Origin of the sequence: Olivibacter sp. SDN3 (assembly GCF_014334135.1) — a bacterium.
Taxonomy (GTDB): Bacteria; Bacteroidota; Bacteroidia; order Sphingobacteriales; family Sphingobacteriaceae; genus Olivibacter.
In genome coordinates this window covers 2,154,743-2,178,971 of record NZ_CP060497.1, presented here as the reverse complement: position 1 = coordinate 2,178,971, position 24,229 = coordinate 2,154,743, and the positions used below count along the sequence as shown (strand labels likewise).

The 24,229-nt window shown below is 43.9% G+C and carries 15 protein-coding genes and 1 pseudogene; 9 read left to right on the top strand and 7 right to left on the bottom strand.

Annotated features, from left to right (window positions below):
• Positions 1 to 212: 212 nt before the first annotated feature.
• A complete protein-coding gene (locus H8S90_RS08900; protein ID WP_187342201.1) occupies positions 213 to 1,406 on the bottom strand; it encodes a FecR family protein in 1,194 nt (397 codons plus the stop codon).
• A gap of 65 nt (positions 1,407 to 1,471) precedes the next feature.
• A complete protein-coding gene (locus tag H8S90_RS08895) occupies positions 1,472 to 2,071 on the bottom strand; it encodes an RNA polymerase sigma factor (protein ID WP_187342200.1) in 600 nt (199 codons plus the stop codon).
• Between the two features lie 285 nt (positions 2,072 to 2,356).
• Between H8S90_RS08895 and H8S90_RS08890 the strand changes: the two genes are divergently transcribed.
• Positions 2,357 to 2,974, top strand: a complete 618-nt coding sequence (locus H8S90_RS08890; RefSeq protein ID WP_187342199.1) for a hypothetical protein — start codon at positions 2,357 to 2,359, stop codon at positions 2,972 to 2,974.
• Positions 2,975 to 3,023: 49 nt separating this feature from the next.
• On the opposite strand, the gene H8S90_RS08885 is transcribed toward H8S90_RS08890, so the two are convergent.
• From H8S90_RS08885 to H8S90_RS26410, 5 genes and pseudogenes are all read right to left on the bottom strand, one after another.
• A complete protein-coding gene (locus tag H8S90_RS08885; protein ID WP_187342198.1) occupies positions 3,024 to 4,718 on the bottom strand; it encodes a hypothetical protein in 1,695 nt (564 codons plus the stop codon).
• A 109-nt stretch (positions 4,719 to 4,827) separates the two neighbouring features.
• Positions 4,828 to 5,346, bottom strand: coding sequence for a hypothetical protein (locus tag H8S90_RS08880; protein ID WP_187342197.1), 519 nt, complete (start codon positions 5,344 to 5,346; stop codon positions 4,828 to 4,830).
• 100 nt (positions 5,347 to 5,446) lie between these two features.
• On the bottom strand, positions 5,447 to 6,265 hold the full coding sequence (gene proB / locus H8S90_RS08875; RefSeq protein ID WP_187342196.1) for a glutamate 5-kinase: 819 nt from the start codon (positions 6,263 to 6,265) through the stop codon (positions 5,447 to 5,449).
• Positions 6,258 to 6,407 carry a hypothetical protein gene (locus H8S90_RS08870; RefSeq protein WP_187342195.1) on the bottom strand — a complete coding sequence of 50 codons (150 nt, stop codon included), beginning with the start codon at positions 6,405 to 6,407 and terminating at the stop codon, positions 6,258 to 6,260. Before H8S90_RS08870 ends, proB begins: the two co-directional genes overlap by 8 nt.
• 621 nt (positions 6,408 to 7,028) lie before the next feature.
• A pseudogene (locus H8S90_RS26410) lies at positions 7,029 to 7,369 on the bottom strand (SLC13 family permease).
• A 309-nt stretch (positions 7,370 to 7,678) separates the two neighbouring features.
• Here H8S90_RS26410 and H8S90_RS08860 point away from each other — a divergent pair.
• The 8 genes from H8S90_RS08860 to H8S90_RS08825 all read left to right on the top strand — a co-directional run bounded on the left by H8S90_RS08860 (position 7,679) and on the right by H8S90_RS08825 (position 24,224).
• On the top strand, positions 7,679 to 8,260 hold the full coding sequence (locus H8S90_RS08860) for an RNA polymerase sigma-70 factor (protein WP_187342194.1): 582 nt from the start codon (positions 7,679 to 7,681) through the stop codon (positions 8,258 to 8,260).
• A gap of 68 nt (positions 8,261 to 8,328) precedes the next feature.
• Positions 8,329 to 9,276 (top strand): FecR family protein, encoded by a 948-nt coding sequence (locus H8S90_RS08855; RefSeq protein WP_187342193.1) that lies wholly within the window; start codon positions 8,329 to 8,331, stop codon positions 9,274 to 9,276.
• A 271-nt stretch (positions 9,277 to 9,547) separates the two neighbouring features.
• Complete coding sequence (locus tag H8S90_RS08850) at positions 9,548 to 13,063, top strand: SusC/RagA family TonB-linked outer membrane protein (protein ID WP_187342192.1); 3,516 nt, start codon at positions 9,548 to 9,550, stop codon at positions 13,061 to 13,063.
• Between the two features lie 32 nt (positions 13,064 to 13,095).
• Positions 13,096 to 14,544: a RagB/SusD family nutrient uptake outer membrane protein gene (locus tag H8S90_RS08845; RefSeq protein ID WP_187342191.1), complete on the top strand. Its 1,449-nt coding sequence runs from the start codon at positions 13,096 to 13,098 to the stop codon at positions 14,542 to 14,544.
• A gap of 11 nt (positions 14,545 to 14,555) precedes the next feature.
• On the top strand, positions 14,556 to 17,099 hold the full coding sequence (locus H8S90_RS08840; RefSeq protein WP_187342190.1) for a zinc-dependent metalloprotease: 2,544 nt from the start codon (positions 14,556 to 14,558) through the stop codon (positions 17,097 to 17,099).
• A gap of 9 nt (positions 17,100 to 17,108) precedes the next feature.
• Complete coding sequence (locus tag H8S90_RS08835) at positions 17,109 to 18,716, top strand: amidohydrolase (RefSeq protein ID WP_187342189.1); 1,608 nt, start codon at positions 17,109 to 17,111, stop codon at positions 18,714 to 18,716.
• A 608-nt stretch (positions 18,717 to 19,324) separates the two neighbouring features.
• Complete coding sequence (locus H8S90_RS08830) at positions 19,325 to 20,698, top strand: glycoside hydrolase family 27 protein (RefSeq protein WP_255501878.1); 1,374 nt, start codon at positions 19,325 to 19,327, stop codon at positions 20,696 to 20,698.
• 454 nt (positions 20,699 to 21,152) lie between these two features.
• Positions 21,153 to 24,224, top strand: a complete 3,072-nt coding sequence (locus H8S90_RS08825; protein WP_187342187.1) for a TonB-dependent receptor — start codon at positions 21,153 to 21,155, stop codon at positions 24,222 to 24,224.
• Positions 24,225 to 24,229 lie beyond the last annotated feature (5 nt).

The window sequence follows — 24,229 nt, the reverse complement described above, 5'->3', positions numbered from 1 at the left end:
GTTAATAAAGCTATTCGCTGTTTTTCACAGCGATCAAAAATGGCCGTCCAAATGTTTTACCGGATGGTGTTCGCAGCACCTTCCGGTTCATTTGCTCTTGCTATACAAAATTTCAGTTCTTTCTTTCCATATCGATGGTCCCTCCTTTTTTAATTTCTATCATTAGTTAGTTGTTCATTTAGCTTTTTTATGTTCCATTCCGCCGCTGTTGGTCAAGGTGTAACAATCAATCGATTGATTTCTCCGGTCCGTTCCATACGGAAATTCAGGCCACTTTCCTTCAACAGTTCCAATACTTTTGATAGCTTCTCATCTCGGCTGATGTAACCATAATAGTAGGTGGGCGCAATATCCCCCTGGTACTCTACGCTCACATTATACCACCGACTAAGCTGGTTCATGAGCTCACGTAGTTCGGTTTCATTGAAATTTAGCAGACCATCTTTCCAAGCGGTGGCCGCCGCAACATCTATATCACTAATACTGGTTTTCCCCTCATCTACCAGGCATTGCTTACCTGGTTGAAGTTGAACTATTTTATCCGATTGGAAATTGGTAATGGCCACACTCCCTTCTACCAGTGTTGTTCGCACGCCCACTTCTTCCTGATATGCGCTAATATTGAACGATGTACCCAACACCTTCACCTGTTGTTTGGCCGATTGTACAACGAAAGGTTGATCCTTTTTACTTGCTACTTCAAAATATGCCTCGCCGCTCAAATACACCTCTCGTTTTTCACCTTTGAAAGTAGCGGGGTATCGTAAGCTGCTGGCTGCATTCAACCATACCTTTGAACCGTCTGGCAGCGTCAGCTGATACGTTCCGCCTCTTGGCGTAATCAATTCCAAGAGCTGATGCTCTATTGTTTCCGCATCGTTCATCCCACTGCTCTCCGCGTCGTTTTTTCCCGTTAAGACCGGATTTCCGTCAGCATAGTGAATATCATTATTTACCACGATACCATATTGTTTATCACTTAGGTCAATCGTACGTCCATCCGCAAACTTTAAGGTCGCGCGGTTTCCTCCTGCGGTAATGTCTGCCAACGGCGAAGTAATAACACGTTTTCCATTCCACACTTCGTTTCCTAAGAACCACGTAAGACCGATAGCTAGCAAGACAATTGCGGCAGCATATGGCAGCCAGAAAGTGAAAGATCTACGTTTTTGTTTTGGAGCAATTTCACCCATTAACCTACGATGAATACGGTCAAGTCTTTCTTCTACAGCCTTGCTGTCGCTGGCAGGAGTACTGGAAAAATTCAGCTCCCGCTCAATACGATTACGAAGGAAAGAGGTGTTACCTTCCAATTCAAAATGCCGCAACAGTCGTCGGATTTCCTCGGGAGAACACTGCTTATTTAAGTATCGGGAATAAAGTTCCTTCCATTGGTCTTCTGTCATTTACAATTGGGTTTTGACAGATATACGTAGCAGGCCGCCAAAGCATATGCTCCCAAAAGATTTTTTTATTGCTGAGCGCAGGCCATAGACAACAACAAGAGGTAATACAGTTCCGATTGTTTGCTTAGCAATTCCATGCGAAGAAAACGTACCGCCTTGACAATATGATCGTTAACCGTTCCGGGGCTGATGTTTAAGATTGTGGCGACCTCGTGATAACTTTTCCCTTCGAGTTTACATAGTTCAAAGACGCGCCGGCGCCGTGGAGGCAATTTTTGGAGGGCTTCCCTAATCAGCGATTCGTGTTCCGACAGATTGGACTTATTAAAGGGGTCGTCATGTATCGTGGCCGACTTGATGAGCTCTTCTCTGAGTCGGGCATCTGCTGCAGCTTTTCGATAGAAATCAATCGCCAGGTTTGCGCTGATACGGTAAAGAAGCGCCGCGAAAGATTTGTGTTCATCCAGTTCAGCTCTCTTATCCCAAATCTTCAAGAACACATCTTGTGTTAGCTCCTCTGCCACTTGGGGAAGATGGACCAGTTTATATAAACCATAATAAACCATTCGTTTATAATGATGGAAAAGGTTCTCAAAGGCACTTTGTTCACCTTTTTTTAGAGCCTTAACCCATAACTTTTCGGTTTCTGGATTCCATTGAGGCATAAGTTAATTGGTTAATGGCATCTAAAGTAAGGACTAATAGCTTAAAAAAAAAATAATTAATGCTGTAGACAGGTATTTAAACGAACTTGTTAAGCTTATTCCTCATTAAGCAGTATATCTGAAAAAAAACAAAAAAATGGTGAACTAATTTCGTTCAAACACTTATTTATCTTTATGATAAATACCCTTTTTCAGGGATTGCTCAGCATTGTTTCTGCATTTATTTTTGTAAGATAAGTTTAGATTTTTACCAGATGTCTGGAAATAGGCATAAGCCCTACAACAATGAAAAACGTATTATACTTAGTACTGCTCCCTGTCCTACTCTGCTACGGGTGTAATAAGGATGGCAATGTTGAACCCGAGGCCAGAGAAGATTTTATTTCTACCTATGGCGGTGATCCATTTCTTGGGGATGCAACAGGAAGATTAACGCTGAACGATGAATTCTTATACCGATGGAAAGGCGACGCCACTATTGCATTGCTGGAAGCTCATGACGATTCGGTTTCTATCGTATTCCGTGCGGATTTCGGTGAGGAGGGCGAAATGAACTTTAAGCTACGGGGGCAACAGCAGGGGATGGATTATCTCTCGGGGGAAGAACCGGACGACTATTTTAAAGTTAGTGAAAACAATATCAGTGGACAAAGCCGAAATGCATCGCAATATATGACCTTTGACGGACGCATGGCAGCTGGCCGTGTTTCCATGGATATGACCGTTGAATTTATGGAAGAAATGGATCATTTCCCTCAAGGTTCCATTCTCGAGCTCTCTTTCAGTGGACGCCGGGAAGTTGAACAAGATGACGGATCATCAGGTGAGGGCTGTCAGATGAAATTGGTCCCGATATGGAGCCCAAACGGTATGACGATGGGAATGGTGCCCGACTGTAAATAAATTCGGAAAGTACTCATCCCCCCGATAATGCATGTTTATTCATTTATGCCTATTGCTTGGCACTATTATCACAATTGATGATTAATTGATTGCTTTCCGGGATCAAGCTAAATACCGTCGCCGCATCTGCCCGTCCTTCCTCTACACGCCCTTTCTGCAAACTTATGCCGTAATTAAATCCTCTAAATTTAGCATTTATCCTTTTTTCAGCTATCTTTTGGAAAGGTAGGTCTGCCTCCCTGGCCGTGTGTAATTCCAGACTCCAGCTTAGTTCATTCTCTTGGGGTTTACAACTTACCTCAAGCCTGTCTTCATAAAAAGTCAGTAGAAACTCATTTCCATCAAAATCTTCACAGCTAAACACCAAAACATCATTCCCCTGCTCGGTCACGACAGGATCTTTCAGGCGAATGCTTGTCTTTTTTCCAGACGCATCCATTTTAACCAGATGCATACCCGCACGATCTTCGGGAGTACTCCAGGTAAAACCATCCACAATCGGCAAGGCATAATAAAAAAACTGGTTGCCCTTCCCTGCTTTTTTCAGGTATGGCGACGCAAATTTTTCGTCAAACAAATGGATGTCGCGAAAGCGCAAGATCCCGTCGTCCCACAATATATTGGTGCGGTAATAACGACTATTGAACCATACCGATTTACGTCCCTCGTCCCGTACATCGCTCAACGTTGTCACGGCCGTTGCCGGAGTTACTGAAAAATGTTCACGGAACCATTTGCCGGATGTCTCCATGGTTTCTATCCGGATTTTGTTTACCTTCCGCAGGGAATCAAATAAAGGAAATTGCATCTCCAAGCCTTTCTGCATCCCTTCCCAGGTAAATGAATTTTCCTGCCCTGCCTGCGCATAATTGAAAGCTAGGCTAGGCTGATTAACTATAGATTCCAAGAAATATTCCACCCATTTTTTATCCATGCCCGATTCTGGATATACCGGTTCGAGTGAGATCACGCCCTGTCTCGACTGTCCCAGACCGGTATCATATTGGTAAATCGGATCGCTTCCCAACATCCGGAATATCGGCACCGGGATTTGAGCCTGCTCGTTTTGCGCAGGCATATAAGCATTAGACCGGCTGGGATAATATGCCTGGTTCCAATAGCCACCCCACAAGGTATAACCATCCGTCCCCACCTGATCTTTACAATTACTGGAAGCTACAATTCCATACTTCTCAGCCATATAAGCCAAGGTATGCGAATCGATAAACCAAGAACCCACAGATCGTGGGTATTGCCCATATATTGACTTAAATTTCTCCATGTAAACATCCACCAACTTTTCTCTTTCCTTTGGGCTGTATCCGGTAGTAAAAGCAATATTTGCATGAGACACCCAAGCATGTTCACCACGCCATTTGATTCCCGCCGCTTCCACATGGGGCTGGGTAATTTCCCACCAAGCACCGATTTCGCAATGGTCATTCAATTCCTTCTTCATCAGTTCCTGATATTTCGGGTTAATCAGGGCATCGTATTGGAATAGGAACGTGGCCGGAAAATCATACTTGTTGATCAGCTTGATCTGCTGTTCGACTGTTTCCAACAGTAGACGGTCTGCATCTTTCACCCGGTAATCCGTTTGCCGGATAAAATTCACGATATTAATAATACGCGGCGATTCCGTATCGTTATCCGTCTTTACCTGAGCAAAGCCCATCTTGCTTAAAACAACAAGCGTCAAAATACAGAAACACACCTCTTGTACCTTTTTCAAATACATCATATCATTTATCTGTTAAAAAAATAGTTATGACCCTCCCGGATTATTGGGCAGCAAGTTAGGATTAAGATATGTATCATCCAATAGTACAGGAAAAGAGATTACAGCAATTTTACCGCACCTCGAAAGGTACATCGTGTTCCTGCGCATAGGCCAGCGCCAACTCATCCAATTCATCGAAACGTTGCGCCATTCCGTTCTCGGTTTTAGCGTACATCTCTGTAATTGCCGCATCGATCTCCTCCTCTGGTTTCCCCTCATCGATCAATTGCGCAATAGCGATGTAATCGCTTTCAAAGATCTCTTTACCATAGGCCATTAGGTCCAAGGCCGCGGCAATCAAGGCCTGGGTATCGTCTGTTTCTTTGAGCTGCTTCACCTTTTCCATAGATTCTTCCACGGGTCTCAAGGCTCTATCACGCACATAGTCTACCGCTGTGGTACCGGCAAGTTGATCTTTACCTTTACGTTCCATGAGTTCCTCCAAAAACATCGGCCGATAAGCCGATGATACCAAATTACTGTTCAGCGCCGTTACGGAAATATATTTTTCGGGTGTTGTTGTATTGCAGGCCTGAAGCATCACTCCTATGCATAAGCCAATAAACATATTGCAGGCAATTTTCTTCATGATATGTCGTTAATTTCAACCATTTATTTTGTGGTCAAACTTACTGCCAAAATCGATAAGATCATATATACAAAATATCTACAGTCGTCTTCCAACCTCGTTAACATAACTCTCCTTTTCCTTTCTGCAAAGCAGGCGCTAAAATCTTTGTACCCACCTGCTTACCGTATACGGCATCCAATAAAACGCGGTCACGCTTACCATTGGCGATGATCGTCGGTATCCCCAGATTCGCTGTGCGTTTAGCGATACGCAGCTTTGATGCCATACCGCCGCGTCCTTCCGCTTCACCTTTGGTAGACGCTTGGATATACTGTTCTACAGGTTCATCTACCGATAGCTCTGAAATGAGCTGACTTGCGGGATTATCCGGGTGTCCGTTGAATAACCCATCGGTATCGGTAAGCATCACCAACATATCTGCATTGATCAGTTCAGCCACCAAACTAGCCAACTCATCATTATCTGTAAAAGTAGACATGGATAAGGAGACGGCATCGTCTTCGTTAGCTATAGGAATCACACCCTCAGCCAAAAGCCCTTCATAACAATTAATCATATTCTCCCGATGTTTTCCAGGATCAAAATCACGTTTTGTGGCCAGCACTTGTGCGCAGCGCATACCGTGCGCATGAAAAAGATTATAGTACTGCCGCATTAATCGCGGTTGCCCTACCGCTGAAAAGACCTGCCGCCTTGTGACGTGGTCGTCCGTTTTCAGGTCCCGTCCCATAACTTCCTTCCCCGCTATTACGGATCCTGAAGAAACCAGCACCAATAACACGTTATGCTCATAGAGATAGGCTATCTGACTCACCAGTTTCTCCAAGGTACGCGGTATAATCCGCTTATCCTTATTGGTCATGACATTTGTACCGACTTTCACCACGATACGTTGTATTGGATTTACCTTATGCATCTTTAAACTCCTTTCCTATCTCAAGTGCGTGGCTTAGCGTTGCGTAAAACGCAGCTTGCGTAGTTCCTGAGGCGCCGGACTGTCGCATCATCTTTGCATAAGTAAACCCCATATTTCCTCCACCAATTACAAGTACTTTCATATATAGTCGTTCTTTTTACGGGATATTCCCTTGTATTAAAATTTTACTGCAATACCTACAAGCACCATGCATGAAGCCAATAATTGTCAATTTGTACCTCGTAGATAACGAAATAGATGCGAAAACTGATAGCATGTCATAGGCAGAGAGGCGCTATCTCCCGTTAAAGGCAAGTTCTTATTAAAAGTCGAAAATTTGACAGGTAAAATCACAGCACACTATATCTATGCGAATATGTCAGATAAATTGGATTACAATACAATTATTGAACAGATTGCCGTCCGCTAACGTACGCCGTCCAATTCCACCCGCCTTCCTTCATTATCTTTAGGATCGCTGAACCTGGCTCCTTTTATTTTGAAGACAACGGCATTGGGCGATACTCGCTGGAATGGCACCCATCGCTAAAATGGTCATCACTAAAAAAGGAAAAAGGAGCGGAAGCAGGAAGACCATAACCGGGGCAAATAGCAGTTGGAGAGGAACGCCAATTTTCACATAATCCATAAATTGATAACGTCCGGCCGACATCACCAAGGCATTTGATGGCGTTGAGAAAGGACTGGAAAAACACATACTTGCAGCAACCGTCGCCGCAAATAAAAAAGGACAAGGGCTCACCTACATAGCATCCGCGGCCTGCAGCGAAATAGGAGCAAACAGTACTGCAGTCGCAGTATTGTTCAAAAAAAGAGTAAGCAGAGACGTTGCCAGATAAATACCACTAAGCAAAGTCATTGGTCCCAAGCGCCCAAGGCTATTCACCAGAAACTCCGCGATCGCACTAGATACCCCGGTTTCTCCAGCGCAAGCGACATGGGCAACATGGCTCCGATAAGTAAAACACTCTCCCAATTAATCTGCCGATAGGCCGCCTTCGCGTTACGCAGGCATCCGGTAAGCACGGTTAATATGGCCGCGAACATCACTGCGGTTACGGCAGGGAGCCAGTTGAAGGCCATCGTTATGACAATACCCAACATGATCATAGCTGATAAAGGCGCTTTGTAATCCAGGGTGATATTCGATGCCTGCACCGCCGGTTGCCCTAAAAAAACAAACTCAGTAGTACATTTGTCTATTGATGAAACCAATTAGCAGCTGAATTATACGAGATAATTACCAGTTGAGTGTTTTGCTGGAAATTAACGATAATAATTGTTTTTTTTGTTTTTATAGGGCAATTAAATTAAATTCGTATCAACTATTCGATAAAACCTTATTAAACTGACTAAAGGAAATAATTTTTTTTTTAAAAGTATCCCATTTTTATGTCAGTAAGCAAGAAAATGTCGGAAATCGATATCTTCCAAAAACTAAAGTCGGGCAATATAAAGGCTTTCGAACAAATTTATCACAAATATTGGCCTAAACTTTTCGATCAAGCGCACAGAAGGTTGGCTGATGACGAAATTGTCAAGGAATTTATACAAGATCTATTCACCGAACTGTGGCAAAACAGAGAAACAATAAAAATTCATACATCCATTTCGTCCTACCTACATCAAGCGTTAAAATTTAAAATATACAATTACTACAAATCACAGCAGGTACAAGAACGTTATAAGCAATTTATTGACACGCAACGCCCCCCTCATCTTACCAATAATATAACAGAAGAACGGATAAATTATATCGATCTGCACCAAGCCTTAAAACACAGTATCGAAAAATTACCTAATCAAACAAAACTTGCCTATAAATTAAAGCAAGAAGGCGGATTAACTTATTCTGAAATTGCCGCCACCTTAAAAATATCCACCAGCACCGTAGAAAAACATATTATGAAAGCACTCAAATTAATAAGAGAAGAGCTTAAACATTTCATTTGGCTGTTATTCATATTATTTTAAAAATAATTCAAGAAGAACTAGAGGTATCATGCCTTTTAAATTTACTATTAGTTGTATTTGCACACATAATGGATCAAAACAACACACAACGAGAAGAAGAAAACCAAATGTACCAGCGTTTTGAAGCATGGTATAACGCTGTCGATGAATCCATAGCATACACCAATACGCTCAGTAATCATACAAAACGTTCTCTTGGTAAAGAGATGTTGCTGCAGATTAAAACACGTGCGAATATATCCTCCTCGAAGAAGTACAAGCCATTCCCTTTCTCCAAAAAAATACTTGGGTACGCTGCTGCTATTATTTTATTATTTACGGTCTTCTTATTCTTACAAAAAGGTACTACGATAACATACAACACAGACTACGCTGAAATCAAAGTTATTCGCTTACCCGACGGGTCGCAAGTCAAATTAAATGGACATTCCACTTTATATTATAGCAAAAAAAAATTTAACGCCAACCGCGAAGTTTGGTTAAACGGTGAAGCGATTTTTCTTGTGGTACATAAGCAAAACAATCAACGTTTTAGCGTGCATGTGTCCGATAGCACGTCTATTGAGGTCTTAGGTACAGAATTCAATGTAAAAAATAGAACACAGACATCGATAGCACTGCGTGAAGGTAAAATCAATTTTCAATACACTGGCAAACTGGATAATTATGAAGTGAATATCCAACCCGGTCAGTATCTTATCTTGGACAAAAACAGCAGCACTTATCAGCTAAAAAACGATGTTGCCATCGATGCATTTTTCCTTTGGCAAAAACATAAGCTTTTACTCAACAAAAGCACACTTTCCGAAGTACTCGGAACATTAAAAGAAACGCATGGTTTAGAAGTGGCAATAGCAGATGATACCTTACTGAAAAGAGATGCTTCAGGATCTATGCCTTTAAACATTGGTGTTGAAGATATGATTTCTAATATAGCTTTATTGTACGATCTGGATATTAACAAAGAGAATAATCAGTTCATATTTCAATCGAAGCAACGCGTTACACACAAATAGAAATCGATAAAAGCCAGGCATTATGATAAAAAATTACATGCATGTTTTGATGCATAACAGCTCTTTATTGCCTTTTTTTTACTTACAAAAACTATTTTAACATTCAGACCCTCTAACATGAAACCATCAACAATCCACATTATTATGCGCTGTTAGGTCAAAACACCTAATAGGAACAGGTAAAATTTATCCTGTACGAAGAAATCGGTAAACCAATTTTACTGGTTAATGGAACTGCTTTGCCTTTTACTTAACAAAAAAAACAATTCTAATGATACGTAACTTTTTAAAAACCATATGTTTGACCTTGATTCTAGGTGTATTCACGCCTCCGAAGCTCATAAAATTGGTCGCGGCCGGTTCTAAACCGTTCCGCATGTCCGTGATAACAGAAAATCTTTTTAGCAGAGCCTTTACTCAAACGGTAAGTCTCGAGACTGCTTTAAAAAAGCTAGAAGAAAAGTTTAATGTCTCCATTGCTTATCGCGGAGGTTTATTAAAAAATAATCAAATAAACATGGATGTCCTTGATAATACATCCAATATTGAGGCAGCTTTGACAAAAGCACTGGCCCATAAGAAACTAACTTATACGAAGAACAACGACAAGTTCTTCGTTATCATCGAAAAGAATACCTATAATGAAACGGAAACTATTCGGCCAAAATCTGTAAAAGTAACGCAGCAAGGTGTAAGCGGTGTAGTTACAGATGAGAACGGAGAACCAATTCCATTCGCGGCCGTTAAAGTCAAGGGGACCAATCTGACAACAAGTACGAACGAAAAAGGACAATTTGCGATCAACGATTTACCTCAGGATGCCACAATAATCATTACCTACATGGGGTACAGACCAACCGAATTACCTGTAAACGGCAAATCGGTCATCAACCTTCAGCTGGAGCCGGTTGCTGCGGAGCTAAATGAAGTGGTGGTGGTGGGTTATGGTGTACAGCGAAAAGATGAATTTACGGGTTCGGCCACCCGCATCGGCGGAGAAAAACTGGCTGATCAACCGGTGCAAAGTTTCGATCAGGCATTGGCCGGTAAAGCCTCCGGTGTCAATATTGCGCAACCAAACGGTGTATTAAACAATGCTCCGGTTATCCGTATCCGAGGTGTCAATTCCATTTCTCAAAGTTCCTACCCGCTTATTGTCGTGGATGGGATTCCAATCAATGCGGGAGAAAGTGTGTCCTCTAATGCCAATGTGACCAATAATCCTTTGGGCGACATCAATCCAGCAGATATTGAATCCATCAACATACTGAAAGATGCAGCTTCCACCTCTATTTACGGCTCAAGAGGAGCAGCTGGCGTGATGATTATCACTACAAAAAGAGGCAAAACGGGCAAAGCACGTGTCAATTACGAAGGGTGGACCGGCATATCCAAGCCTGTAAGGCTACCAACGATGCTAAACGCCGAACAGTTCATGGAAATAAAAAATGAGTCGGTACTGAACTCGAAAATTTTAAGTGGAAATGCTGATGACGATAATGTTGCAGATGCCTATTTCTTCCCCTCTTATCATGAAGACGGATCGCTGGTAGATACACGATGGTACGATGAAACCTACCGTACCGGTTTTTCCCACAATCACAGCCTCAACGTTACCGGAGGCTCAGAAGACACCAAATACTTCTTTTCCACCAATTATTCCGATCAAAAAGGTTTCATCCAAAATAATGCATTTGACAGAATCGGTGTACGCTTCAATGTAGATCACAATTTAACGAACTGGTTAAAATTAACCGGCGGAGCCAATTATACCCGTAGCAATAACCAATCTCCCAACACGGGATCGCTGCGGGGCAATGCCTTTTTACTTACCGGTATCGCCCGTCTGGCTTGGTTAACCGCTCCTAACGTCAGCCCATACAATCCCGATGGCACCTACAATATCGCCAGCAGCACCAATTCGATGGGCATGGGCAATAATACGGTTGTCAGTAATTTTTATAACCCCACCGCCCTATTGGGACTGAACAGATACGATGCGCAAAATGATCATATTATCGGTAACGTAGGAGCTACCGTCACGCTGCTTAAGGGACTGGACTTTAAAACAAGTTATGCTGTAGATTGGACGAAAGTAGAAAACAAAACTTTTGAAAGTGCCTTACATGGGCCTGGTTTTACACCCGAGGGTAATGCCATAAACACCGTTAACAGCATCAACACCTGGAACTGGAGCAATACGATGTCGTTCAGCAGAACCTTTGGCCAGCACAACTTATCGCTATTAGGCGGTTATGAAGTGCAGCATTTCTATTTCAACCGTTGGGGCGCTACCCGCACGCAGTTATCCGACCAATATTACGATAACTTCGAAGGAAGCTATGGACGCATTATCCCATTTGGCAGTATGTTAGATACTGAATCATCCCTTATTTCCTATATTTCCAGAGTTAATTATGACTATGGGAAACGTTATTTTTTAACCATCAACTTCAGAAGAGACGGTAATTCTATACTGGGAGAAAAAACAAAGTTCGGAAATTTCGGCGGAGCTTCTGTCGGGTGGACACTTTCGGGGGAGAATTTCTACCAGGCGTCTTCCTTAGCAGAAATCATGAACAGCGTGAAATTGCGCGGCAGCTGGGGGCGCGTAGGAAATGCCAATAATCCAAATAAGTTTGCCTCACTAAACCTATATGAGTCGGCCCTGTATGGCGATGCGCCCATGTTGAATTACTACCAGGCCGGAAATAGCGGTTTGGAGTGGGAAACCAGTGATCAAACGAACATTGGGGCCGACTTAGGATTTTTCAACGACCGTTTGCAGATAGAAATGACCTATTTCTACAATAATGTGAATGGTTTAATTCTGAATGCCCCCCAAACCCCATCAAAAGGTATTCCCGATAACGGCATTATGTTGAATGTAGGCTCCATGTATAACCGTGGATTCGAATTGACGCTCAACGCACTTGTTTTAGAGCGAAATGGCTTTACATGGAACTCGTCCTTTAACTTTACAAGTATTAAAAACCGCGTTACCGCCTTGGCCGAAGGTGACGCTGATATCGTTGGTTCGACCAGTACGGCAGCAGAGGCCACCAATATTACCCGGGTAGGCTATTCCGTTGGCAGCTTATATGGCGCCAAAACAGATGGTGTAAATCCCGAAACAGGACAGCGTATCTTCATCAATAGTGCTGGTGAACGTGTGCAGTACAGCCATGCTGTAGCCGCGGGTGGCAGTAGATGGACTTATTTGGACGGTTCGCCGGCTCAGGCAATTTCAGGTGCCGATTATTATCTGCTGGGTAATGCACTTCCCACTTGGTATGGCGGATTTGACAATACCTTTCAATATAAAAACTTTGATCTGAACCTAAGTTTTGTATACTCTGGTGGTAATCATATCCAAAATGGCACTAAAGCGACCTTACGTGACCAACGCTTCTGGAATAATTATACCGAGATCTATGATCGGTGGACAAACCCTGGTCAGCAAACAGACATCCCCCGCCTCGTGTATGGCGATGTTATTTCCAATGGTTCTTCCTACCCTATATCGGAAAACGTCGAAAAAGCAGATTTTCTTAGACTGCAGACAGCGTCATTGGGATATCGACTTCCAGCAAAATTACTGGGCAAATCAGGCATCAGTTCCGTTCGTTTTTATGGTCAGGTGTTTAACGCGTTTTTAATTACCAGCTATAGTGGCTCCGATCCAGCGCTTTCATCCAATGGCAACGACAACCTAACGCCGGGCGTTGATAAAAATTCCGTACCGCAAGCACGCACTTTCACACTTGGTGTAAATGTCGGTTTCTAATAAAAAAGATTCAGTAGTAAAATTTACAGATTATGAATAACAAACATTATAAAATGCTAAAACACAGTATTCAATTATTAATGATTACCGTGTTATGCTTCGGTTCTTGCAGCGAGCAGGAATACCTGCATCCAGATCCCACTACTTACATTCCGCAGGAACAAACATTTGATACACCAGAACGTGTTTTGGCTTTGGTAAATGGACTATATAGAGGTATGAAAGACCAGCAATTCTATGGCGGTCGTTATTACATTTATTGCGAGGTAAGAGGTGAAGAATATATCAATAGAACGGCCAATCTTTTTACTGCTTTTGATTCCTGGAACCATACCTTAAATGCTGGCTCTAATGAAGCACAGAATCTTTGGATTGCTGCATATCGTACCATTAATTTATGCAATATTTTTTTACAGGGACTGGTAGACAATGCTGATAGAGTAGACCCTGAAGCAGCTATTGCATACGCTGCCGAAGCTAAATTTGTGCGTGCGGTTTCTTATTTTGCCCTGATTACCCTTTATGCAAGGCCCTATATTGAAAATAATGGTAGCTCTCCGGGTTTACCTTTGCGCCTGCTGGCCGAAACTTCATCGGCCAACAATTCCTTAGCCCGCAGTTCTGTAGCCGAAGTGTATGCACAAATAGTAAAAGATCTCGATGAGGCCGAGGCCGCTCTGCCCCAATCCTATGATACCCCTCTACTGAATACCACGCGTGCCCACCGTAACACCGCTATCGCCTTTAAAACCCGCGTTTACCTCACCATGGGAAACTACAGCATGGTGGTTCAGGAAGCGCAGAAAATCGTTTCGGCCAATGCTCCATACCGGGCCGAAACAGGCGTAGCCCATGCCTTGCAAGAAGATGCCAGCACACCTTTTCTAGCGAATAATTATACCACAACAGAATCTATCTTTAGCATGCCCATGACGGATCTAGATTCTACCACCGGGCAATCGTCTATTGGCTACAATCTCAATACAACTCCGGGAAACTCAGAATATAATTTAAATCCGCTGGGTATCATAGCCGATACGGAATGGCGTGAGAACGATCAACGTCGACTGTTCATTACCAGCGGAACTACCAAGTACCTCAAAAAATACAGCAAACCCTCTCCCTTTTTAGATTATATTCCTGTTATCCGGTACGCTGAAGTATTGCTCAATTATGCGGAGGCCGCGGCGCACGTAGGAGATCAAGATAAAGCACTCGACCTGCTGACTTACGTCAGAAATCGGGCAGATGCCTCCTACCAGTTTCCAGCAAGTGCCATAAACAATGCAGATGCCCTGATCAGTACCATTTTACATGAACGGCGGATAGAGTTTTTAGGAGAAGGATTGCGCTCTAATGATCTATTGCGTACTTTGCAGACTATCCCGGCAAAGGGTACCGCTCCTGCTGTCGCACCTACAGACGAGGCCTATATTTTTCCTTTGCCCAATTCAGAATTATTAACTAACAAAGATTTATAAACGATAAAAGTATGATGTACCTAAAAAAAACGATTACAAAGGGTTTCCTTATAATGCTGCCCCTCTTAGGTGGATTATTGTCCTATCAAACCGTACAGGCACAAAAATCAACAACAACGCCTGTTGACACTGAAAGCATTAACAGTAAAGTCAAAAATCTAAAGGCGTACCCCGGTTATTTCAATTTCTATTATGATGAGAAAGATGACAAAATTTATCTGGAAATAGATAAATTGGGTTCAGAATTTTTGTATTACACCTCTCTTACCGATGGCGTTGGTTCCGGTGGGCCAGAACGGGGGCAGGCAAATGCAGTCATTGCTAAATTTATCCAGGTAGGACAGAAGATTTTTCTGGTAGAACCGAACTATGCTTACCGAGCCATAACCGACAATAAAGATGAACAAAAAGCCGTAGAAAACGCCTTTGCGCAATCTGTTATCTGGTCATTTAAGCCCTTAGCTACTGAGCAGGGGAAAGTACTCATTGACCTGAGTCCATTTCTCGTGAGGGATAGTCAAAAAATAGCCGCCAGCATTGGCCGTAATAACCTTCCCGGCCTGAACGCCGGTGCCTCACAGCAAATGAGTCCTGCCTACAATTTTGATAAAAGTAGATCAGCTATCTACCTGGACAACACCAAAAACTTTCCAAAAAACACGGAATTCGAAGCCATTATTACCTTTACAGGAGGCAGTACCGGTGGCAGAGGTTGGCGAATGGGACCCGGTATTGCACCAGACCCCAATGCGGTTACCGTAAAGATGCATCAATCATTTGTTGAACTACCTGATGCTGGGTATAAGCCCCGTAAATTTGATCCACGTTCGGGCTTCAATATGTATAGTTACATGGATTTTTCCGCGTCCATGAAAGAGCCCATCGTAAAGCGTTTTACACGCCGACAACGCCTGGAGAAAAAAGACCCTAGCGCTGCGCTTAGTGAACCTGTAAAACCGATCATTTATTATGTGGATCGGGGTGCTCCCGCACTGATCAAGAAAGCACTTATTGAAGGCGGCGCGTGGTGGAACCAAGCCTTTGAGGCTGCTGGTTATAAGGATGCCTTTCAGATCAAAGAGCTGCCCGAAGGAGCAGATCCTATGGATATTCGGTATAACATTGTGAACTGGATTAACCGTACAGGCAATCCCAGGGCCTTTTCAACAGGCATGTCGCATATAGATCCCCGAACCGGCGAAATCATTAAAGGCGTCGTTACCTTGGGAGCAGACAGACACCGGCAAGACTATCTGATTGTTGAGGGCTTATTGCAACAATACGAAGATGGTAAAGAAGTAAACGACGACATGCAGAATTTTGCACTATCGCGTATCCGTCAGCTCTCCGCTCATGAGATTGGTCATACACTCGGCTTATATCACAATTTTACCTCCAGCACAAAAGATAGAGCTTCCGTTATGGATTATCCCTTCCCTCGCTTCAGCATGAACAATCAAGGTAATATAGATATAGCAGACGCCTATGCCGTGGGTATAGGTGAATGGGATAAGCGTGCTATTATCTGGGGATACCAGGATTTTCCCGAAGGAACCGATGAAAACAAAGCCCTAGATGATATCATGAAAGAAACACTTGCACAAGGACATATCTTTATTCCAGATATCGGTGGCTATGTTCATCCTATCGCCAACCAATGGGATGAAGGCACCAATGCCCCAGATGAGCTAAAACGCCTGCTCCATATCCGGAACCAGCTACTACAGAATTTTTCAGAGAAAGCCATTCCCGAAGGTGCACCTATGGCCATATTGGAAGAAGTATTGGTACCCATTTATCTCTTGCACCGTTACCAGATAGAAGCCGCAGCCAAGTCTTTAGGTGGCTTGTATTTTACCCATGCCATCAAAAATGACGGACAGGTTATTACCAAACTCATTGAACCTCAAGAACAATGGAAAGCCTTTGATGCCTTAATCAGCACGATTCAGGCAGATGCGCTTTCACTGCCCGAACAGTTAATACAGAAAATCCCTCCCCGCCCTTCAGGATACCCGCAGAACCGCGAAGTCTTTAACCGTTACACCGGTCCCACCTTTGATCCCATCGCTACTGCCGAAACAGTGGCCGGTACGACGCTGACCTACCTGCTGGACCCCGCACGCGCCGCCCGTTTAATTGAATATCAGGGCAGGGATGATAAGCAGCCCGGTTTTATTCCCGTGGTTGAAAAGCTCCTGGAGCTTACCTGGAAGAAACCTCTCGCTGCCGGATATAAGGGCGAATTACAGGCCATGGTAAACAATGTCACTTTGCAGTACCTGTTACAATTAGCAGCCGGTAAAGAAACATCCTCCGTAGTGAAAGGCCAAGCGCTCTATCTGATAGAGCACCTCGCCACGTGGATGCAAGATCATCTCAACACCGCTTCACCATCGTACGCTTCCAATTTACACTATGGCTTAGCTCAAATTAACACTTTCCGGGAAAATCCGGCCAAATTTGAAATTGAAGCCCCTATGCAGATACCTCCCGGTGCTCCCATAGGATCGCCATCGCTTCATTTCATCGATCAAATCTGTTTATTCAACTAATTTCTCCACATGAAAAGACAACTCATTAGCAAACTTTTATTTGTCCTCCTGGTAACCGGTGTGATACCCGCTGGATCTCCCACCCCTCTTTTTGCACAAAAGATCAATGCCAAAAAATTGGCCGCTTTAAAAAAAGAGCTTGTTCAGGAAATCGATAAGGAGCAGAAGATGAGCCAGGAAATGGTAGACATGGTCTTCAGTTTTGGCGAATTAGGTTTTCAGGAAGAAGAAACCTCTCGCTACCTAACCGGAATCCTAGAGAAAAACGGTTTTACCATCGAGCAAGGTATTTCCGGTGTTCCGACAGCCTGGCTGGCCAAATGGGGAAACGGTAAACCCGTCATCGCCGTTGGCAGTGACATCGATTGTATCCCCAAAGCTTCCCAAAAACCCGGGGTGGCCTATCACGACCCCTTGGTAGAAGGTGCACCGGGGCATGGAGAAGGCCATAACTCGGGAGTGCCTTTGAATATTACCGCTGCATTGGCGCTTAAAAAGATTATGGAGCGCGAAAAAATCAGCGGCACCTTGGTTTTATGGCCGGGTGTGGCGGAAGAGCAGTTGGGCACAAAGGCCTACTACGTACGTGATGGCTATTTTAAAGATATTGATGCCTGTATTTTTACGCACGTGGCCAACAACCTTGGCGTATCCTATGGCGACAGCGGCGGGAACGGAATGATTTCCGTAAAATTTAATTTTGAAGGGGAAGCCGCTCATTCAGGTGGTGCGCCATGGCGTGGAAAAAGTGCTTTAGATGCCGTGGAACTCATGAATGTGGGTTGGAATTACCATCGCGAACATATGGAGCCTACACAGCGCTCCCACTATGTCGTGACAGATGGCGGTGATCAGCCCAATGTCGTTCCCTCCAAAGCAGCCGTTTGGTACTATTTTAGGGAAAAAACCTATCCAAAGATTATCCAAATGTACGAGGATGGCATTCGGATCGCTGAAGGTGCGGCCAAAATGACCAATACCAAAATGAGCTACGAAGTATTGGGCAGTGCTTGGCCAGGGCATTTTAACCAAACAATTGCCGAAACCATGTATAAAAACATTCAGGCGGTAGGTTTACCCACATGGAGCGAGCAGGATCAGCAACTTGCCAAAGGCATCCAAAAGGAATTGCAGGTTAAAGAAGAAGGAATGAATGTTGAATTAGGTAAACTCGGTGTTCCCAATACCAATCCATCCCACATGAGCGGAGGATCGGATGATATTGCAGACATTGCCTGGAATGTGCCAACCGTAGTACTGCGTTATCCATCCAACATCCCCGGTTTACCCGGTCATCACTGGGCTAATGCCATCGCGATGGCAACACCCATTGCACATAAAGGCGTCATCGCCGGAGCCAAAGTGGAAGCCCTTACCCTACTGGATATGCTTGTAGATCCACAAATTATCAATGATGCCTGGACTTATTTCAATGAGGTGCAGACGAAAGAAGTAAAATACACCCCCTTGGTTTCAGAAAAAGATAAACCTGCTACCTATCTGAATAAAAAAATAATGGAAGAATTCCGTCCGCTCATGAAAAAATATTATTTTGATCCCAGCAAATATGGTACTTACCTGGAGCAACTGGGTATTAGCTATCCCACGGTGAGATAATGTGAAGTAAAAGGAGGTTGACTTATCATTAAAGTAGCCTCCTTTCACTTGCGCTGAACAGCAACATCGTGTCAAACTTCCGCTTGCCTCAGCTCCCTTCAAAGGACAAACCCAAAATAAAGATCTTTTATTTAATTCGGAAATATTTTCTCCGGGAGCAACTTGCAATACCTTTCTGCCAATATTTTCCTTTATCTAAACATAACCGTGAGATAACATCTAATTTATTACATCTGTCTATCTGCTAAAAGATCTATATATACGGTATTTACTCTCCTTGCTTATTTTTTTCTGTGCCTGCCGCAATGATGGACGTTCAATCAAAGTAAAAAGACCCGATACGGAAGTCAATCTATCTGTTATGCTGGCCGAACATTTCTATGCCATACATCCAGACTTCAGTGTGGCTATTTCGGGAGGAGGATCAGGTTTGGTTTAGTTCGAAGAACCGTAAGATCGGCTCCATATTGATCGAAAGCAATAGCAAAGCTAAATTGTATGTTCTCTGAGGGATACAAAATAAATGTTTATTTGACATTTAAATAAAAAATGTATATTTACTACTTCATTAGCTATACCAACATTTAAACCAACTTATTCAAATGACAATGACAAAATTATTAAGCATTATTGTAGGAGCGGCCCTGCTTTTCTCTGGCAACCTACCGGCACAAGAAGATACTGACAAGCTGTCGAAAACCGACCAACAAACATTCAAGCAGTGGGCCCAAACACCTCCTATGGGATGGAACAGCTGGGATTGCTACGGTCCTACGGTAGAAGAGCACGAGGTCAAGGCCAATGCCGATTATATGGGCAAAAATTTAAAGAAACATGGGTGGGAATATATTGTGGTTGATATCCGATGGTTTGTTGAAAACGATAAAGCGGGTGGTTACAATCAAACCGATCCCATCTATGTATTGGATGAATACGGCCGGTATCTGCCTGCAGTTAATCGTTTCCCCTCTGCAAAGGAAGGCAATGGTTTCAAGGATATGGCCAAATACATACACCAACAGGGTCTGAAATTCGGTATACATATTATGCGGGGCATCCCGAAGGAAGCAGTTGCCAGGAAGACGCCCATTCTCGGTACTGACGGCATCACTGCCGACCAGATCTACAGTACCGAATTGCAATGTGAATGGTTACGGGATAATTATACTATTGTAGCAGATAAGCCCGGTGCTCAGGAATACTACAACTCGATCATCAATATGTACGCCGATTGGGGAGTGGATTTTATCAAGGTAGACGATCTCTCGCGGCCTTATCACCAGGGCGAGATTGAATTAATCCGAAGGGCAATTGATCAATGCGGACGGCCCATCGTTTTAAGTACTTCCCCCGGCGAAACACCCATCAGTTCAGCTGCACATGTCAGCTCACATGCCAATATGTGGCGAATGGTGGATGATGTATGGGATACCTGGGATCACATTACCCATTTATTTAAAATATCTGAACAATGGTATCCCTATATCGCTCCCGGTGCCTGGCCCGATTGCGACATGATACCTTTAGGCCGGATTTCCATCCGTGGTGAACGGGGCGAGGATCGGATGACCCGCCTGACACACGATGAGCAGTATACCTTGATGAATCTCTTCACCATTTTCCGCTCTCCATTGATGTTCGGTGGCGATTTACCCAGCAATGATGATTTCACTTTATCGCTGTTAACCAATGAAGAAGTATTAAAGATGCACCGGGAAAGCACCGATGTACGGCAGATTTTCCAGCAAGATGGCAAGGTCGCCATCACCTCCAAAAATCCAAAAAGCGGTGAGGTCTATTTGGCCTTATTCAACCTGAACGATGATCCAACACCCGTTGCTGTCTCCGTGGATTTAGCAGATCTTGGACTGGAAGGAAACTTTGAGGCGTATGATTTATGGACCGGGCAACAAGTTGCAGTAAATAACCGTTTTCAACAGGAATTGGGGCCTCATAGCTCTGTGCTTGTCAAACTTAGATAAATTCGCCTTTTTATAACAGAAGTTGCTAAAAAATCAATAACAACTGGCCGTCCGTTCAACACATTGGTTTCATTTGAAGAGAGCCCGTGTTGAGCGGACCAAGCAAATAAATTGCACCGATACTTGCAAACAAAAAATATTAATTGTAATATTGACAATAATTAACCACTTAAACACCAACATTAACCAATGCGTATGAACCAATCAACCAAACAATTACCTGTCTTTAATAAGACATAATATCCGGGCCATCCCATCACAGCCATTCCAGACTTGAATATCCTTTAATGCTTATTCAAACCTGTAAGTAACATTTATTGAGCGTAGATATCAATATCTTGGATGACTCCATCCAGGATTTCCTATACGCTCAATCATATGTAATAATTGTATAATAAACACTTTATACGCACCGGGACCAAAGACCAATTGTTCACTTAAACTTAATTAAACCATGAGAACACCCATTAAACATTCTCGTCGAAAATTTTGGCCAGTATTCCTGTTTTCCATACTGTTGGGGCAGCTGCTTTACGGCCAACAACTTTACGACGTATCAGGAACGGTTACGGATAACCGTGGAGAACCCTTAGTAGGTATCAGTGTGCTGCTCAAAGGCAGTCAAAAAGGTGCTACCACTGATAATGAAGGACGCTATACCATCCGTCTGGAAAGTCTGGAAGGGAGCCTGACTTTCAGTTATATCGGCTACGTTACGCAAGAAAAAGCTATTAATGCACAGGTCATCAATGTAACAATGGAAGAAGATGTGGCCAATCTGGATGAGGTGGTGGTTGTAGGTTACGGTACACAGAAGAAAAAAGATCTGACAGGTTCTATCAGTTCTGTCTCCGGTCAAGAGCTACAAGCCGTTCCGGCAACCAATGTGTCCAACACGCTGGCCGGAAGGCTACCGGGCCTTATCGGCATGAATGCTTCCGGCGAACCGGGTTTTGACGACTCTAATATTCTTATTCGTGGAATCAGTACCACCGGTAGCAGCCAACCGTTGATTGTGATTGACGGAGTTCCCGCACGTGAGGGTGGTTTCTCCCGTCTAGACCCCAATGATATCGAAACCTTTACGGTACTGAAAGATGCTTCCGCAGCCATCTATGGTGCTCGGGCGGCCAATGGTGTTATACTAGTGACCACTAAGCGCGGGCGTATCGGAAGGCCAACTGTTGATTACACCTTCGATTACGGGTTAAGGCAGCCCACACGTATTCCGAAGATGTTAGATGCAGGTGATTATGCGACTGCTATCAACGAACTGAATACAGCCGCCGGCCAAAGCCACACGTACACCGAAGAGGACATACTGAAATTCCGTGACGGCTCCAATCCGGCAACACACCCCAATACAGATTGGTTTGCCACCACTCTAGCCTCTGTTAGCCCGCAGACCAGGCAAAACCTATCGCTCAGTGGTGGAACCGAGAAAGTGAAATATCATGTCTCGCTCGGACACCAGTTCCAAGATGGCTATTACCGCAACGGCGTATCCAATTTCAAGCAATATAATTTCCGCAGCAACCTAGATGCTCAGGTGACCGATAATCTGAGTGTCTTTTTCAACGTTGCTGGCCGTCAGGAAGATCGCAACAGTCCGCACCACAGTTCAGAGACTATCTATCGGTATATTTTATCAGGAAAACCTATACAGATGGCTTATCTACCCGGCACGGATCTCCCGGGTTTAGCGCTGGGCGACGACGTTAACCCTGTAGCTGCTGCCACCGATCTCGCCGGTTATCAACGCGACGAAAGGCAGTTTTACAATGTCGATTTTGGTTTTACCCATCAGATGGCTTATGTCACACCGGGTTTGTCCCTTACCGGAGGGGCTTATTTTGATGGTTCCAATTATCTATATAAGCATTTGCACAAAGGTTTTGACCTCTACGCGCTGGAAGATGGCGAACCGTCACGTGTACGTTACGGCCTTCAAACGGGCAGTATCGACCATAATATGCGTAAATTTCTTGGTATCACCGCTAATATGCGCTTGAATTATGATCGGACTTTCGGCAAACATGACGTTGGCGTCTTTGTTGCTTATGAGCAAAACAGTACCAATGCAGATTACCTTCGTGCCTTCCGCAACAATTTGCTATCAACCGAGATTGACCAAATTTTTGCCGGCGAGATCAACTCTGCTATGCAGACCGACGGCAATGGCATAAAAACCTCGCGCAGGAATTATTTCGGCCGCTTTAATTATAGCTATGCCGACAAATACCTTTTACAATTCAATTGGCGTTACGATGGTTCATCCATTTTCGCTCCGGGCAAACGCTATGGTTTTTTTCCAGGTATTTCCGCTGGTTGGCGGATTTCGCAGGAAGACTTTATGCATCCGCTCTCTTTTATCAACGACCTGAAATTACGGGGCTCCTATGGGCAGCTCGGTAATGACGACGTAGGTGCCTTTCAATTTTTGACCCGCTATCTGATCACCAACGTAGAAGGAGGGGTATTCGGTGGAAGTAATCCCACTTTAGCTCCAGGCCTGATCACCTCTGTACTAGCCAACCCCAATATTACCTGGGAATCTGCTACCACCTACAATGGTGGTTTGGATGCGGCAATGTTCAACAATAAGCTCTCCATTAATATCGATTATTTTTATACGAAACGTGCTAATATTCTCGGTCCGAGAAGTTCGTCGATTCCTGACTATCTGGGACTCGACCTTCCTGATGAAAACATCCGTGAGGTGTCCAATAGGGGGTTTGAGCTCAGTGCCAACTACAGTATGACCATTGGGCAATCCCAATTATCCATTGGTGGGAATATAGCCTACAACAGAAACAAAATTGATTTTATGGACGAGGCTGCCGGCGCTTTTCCCTGGCAAATGCAAACGGGAAAAGCTATCGGCGCGCCCTTACTATGGGAGGCCATCGGCATTTTTAGATCGCAGGAAGAGATCGACCGTACCCCTCATGCTCCAGGGACCCAGCCTGGTGATCTCATCTTCCGCGACGTTGACGGTGATGGACAAATCAATGGTAATGACCGCGTTCGCCAGGAGTTGACAGACATACCCAGGATAACATTCGGTTTACCGTTGAACTTTTCCTACAAAAGCTGGAATATCAATGCCTTACTGCAGGGACAGGCCCAAGCACAGAAATATGTATATTTCCAATCAGGTACTATCGGCAATTTTACACAGGAATATTTTGACAATCGATGGACGGAGCAAAACCCCGACGCATCCGGACCTAGGCTTTACGACAGGGAGAACATACCTACTACTAATTACACGAACACCTATTTCCTTCGTGATGCCGCTTTTCTTCGTTTAAAAAGCCTGCAGATCAGTTACAGTCTGGATAACGAATTGCTAAAACGCCTGCCATTCTCAGCTTTGCGGATTTATATCAGCGGCTTCAACTTGTTGACATTTGACAGGTTAAAATACCTTGATCCCGAAGCCAATCCCAATGATCAAAATTATGCCGGTTGGAACACTCCGCAGACAAGAGTATTCAATGCTGGTTTAAACGTCACTTTTTAATTTAC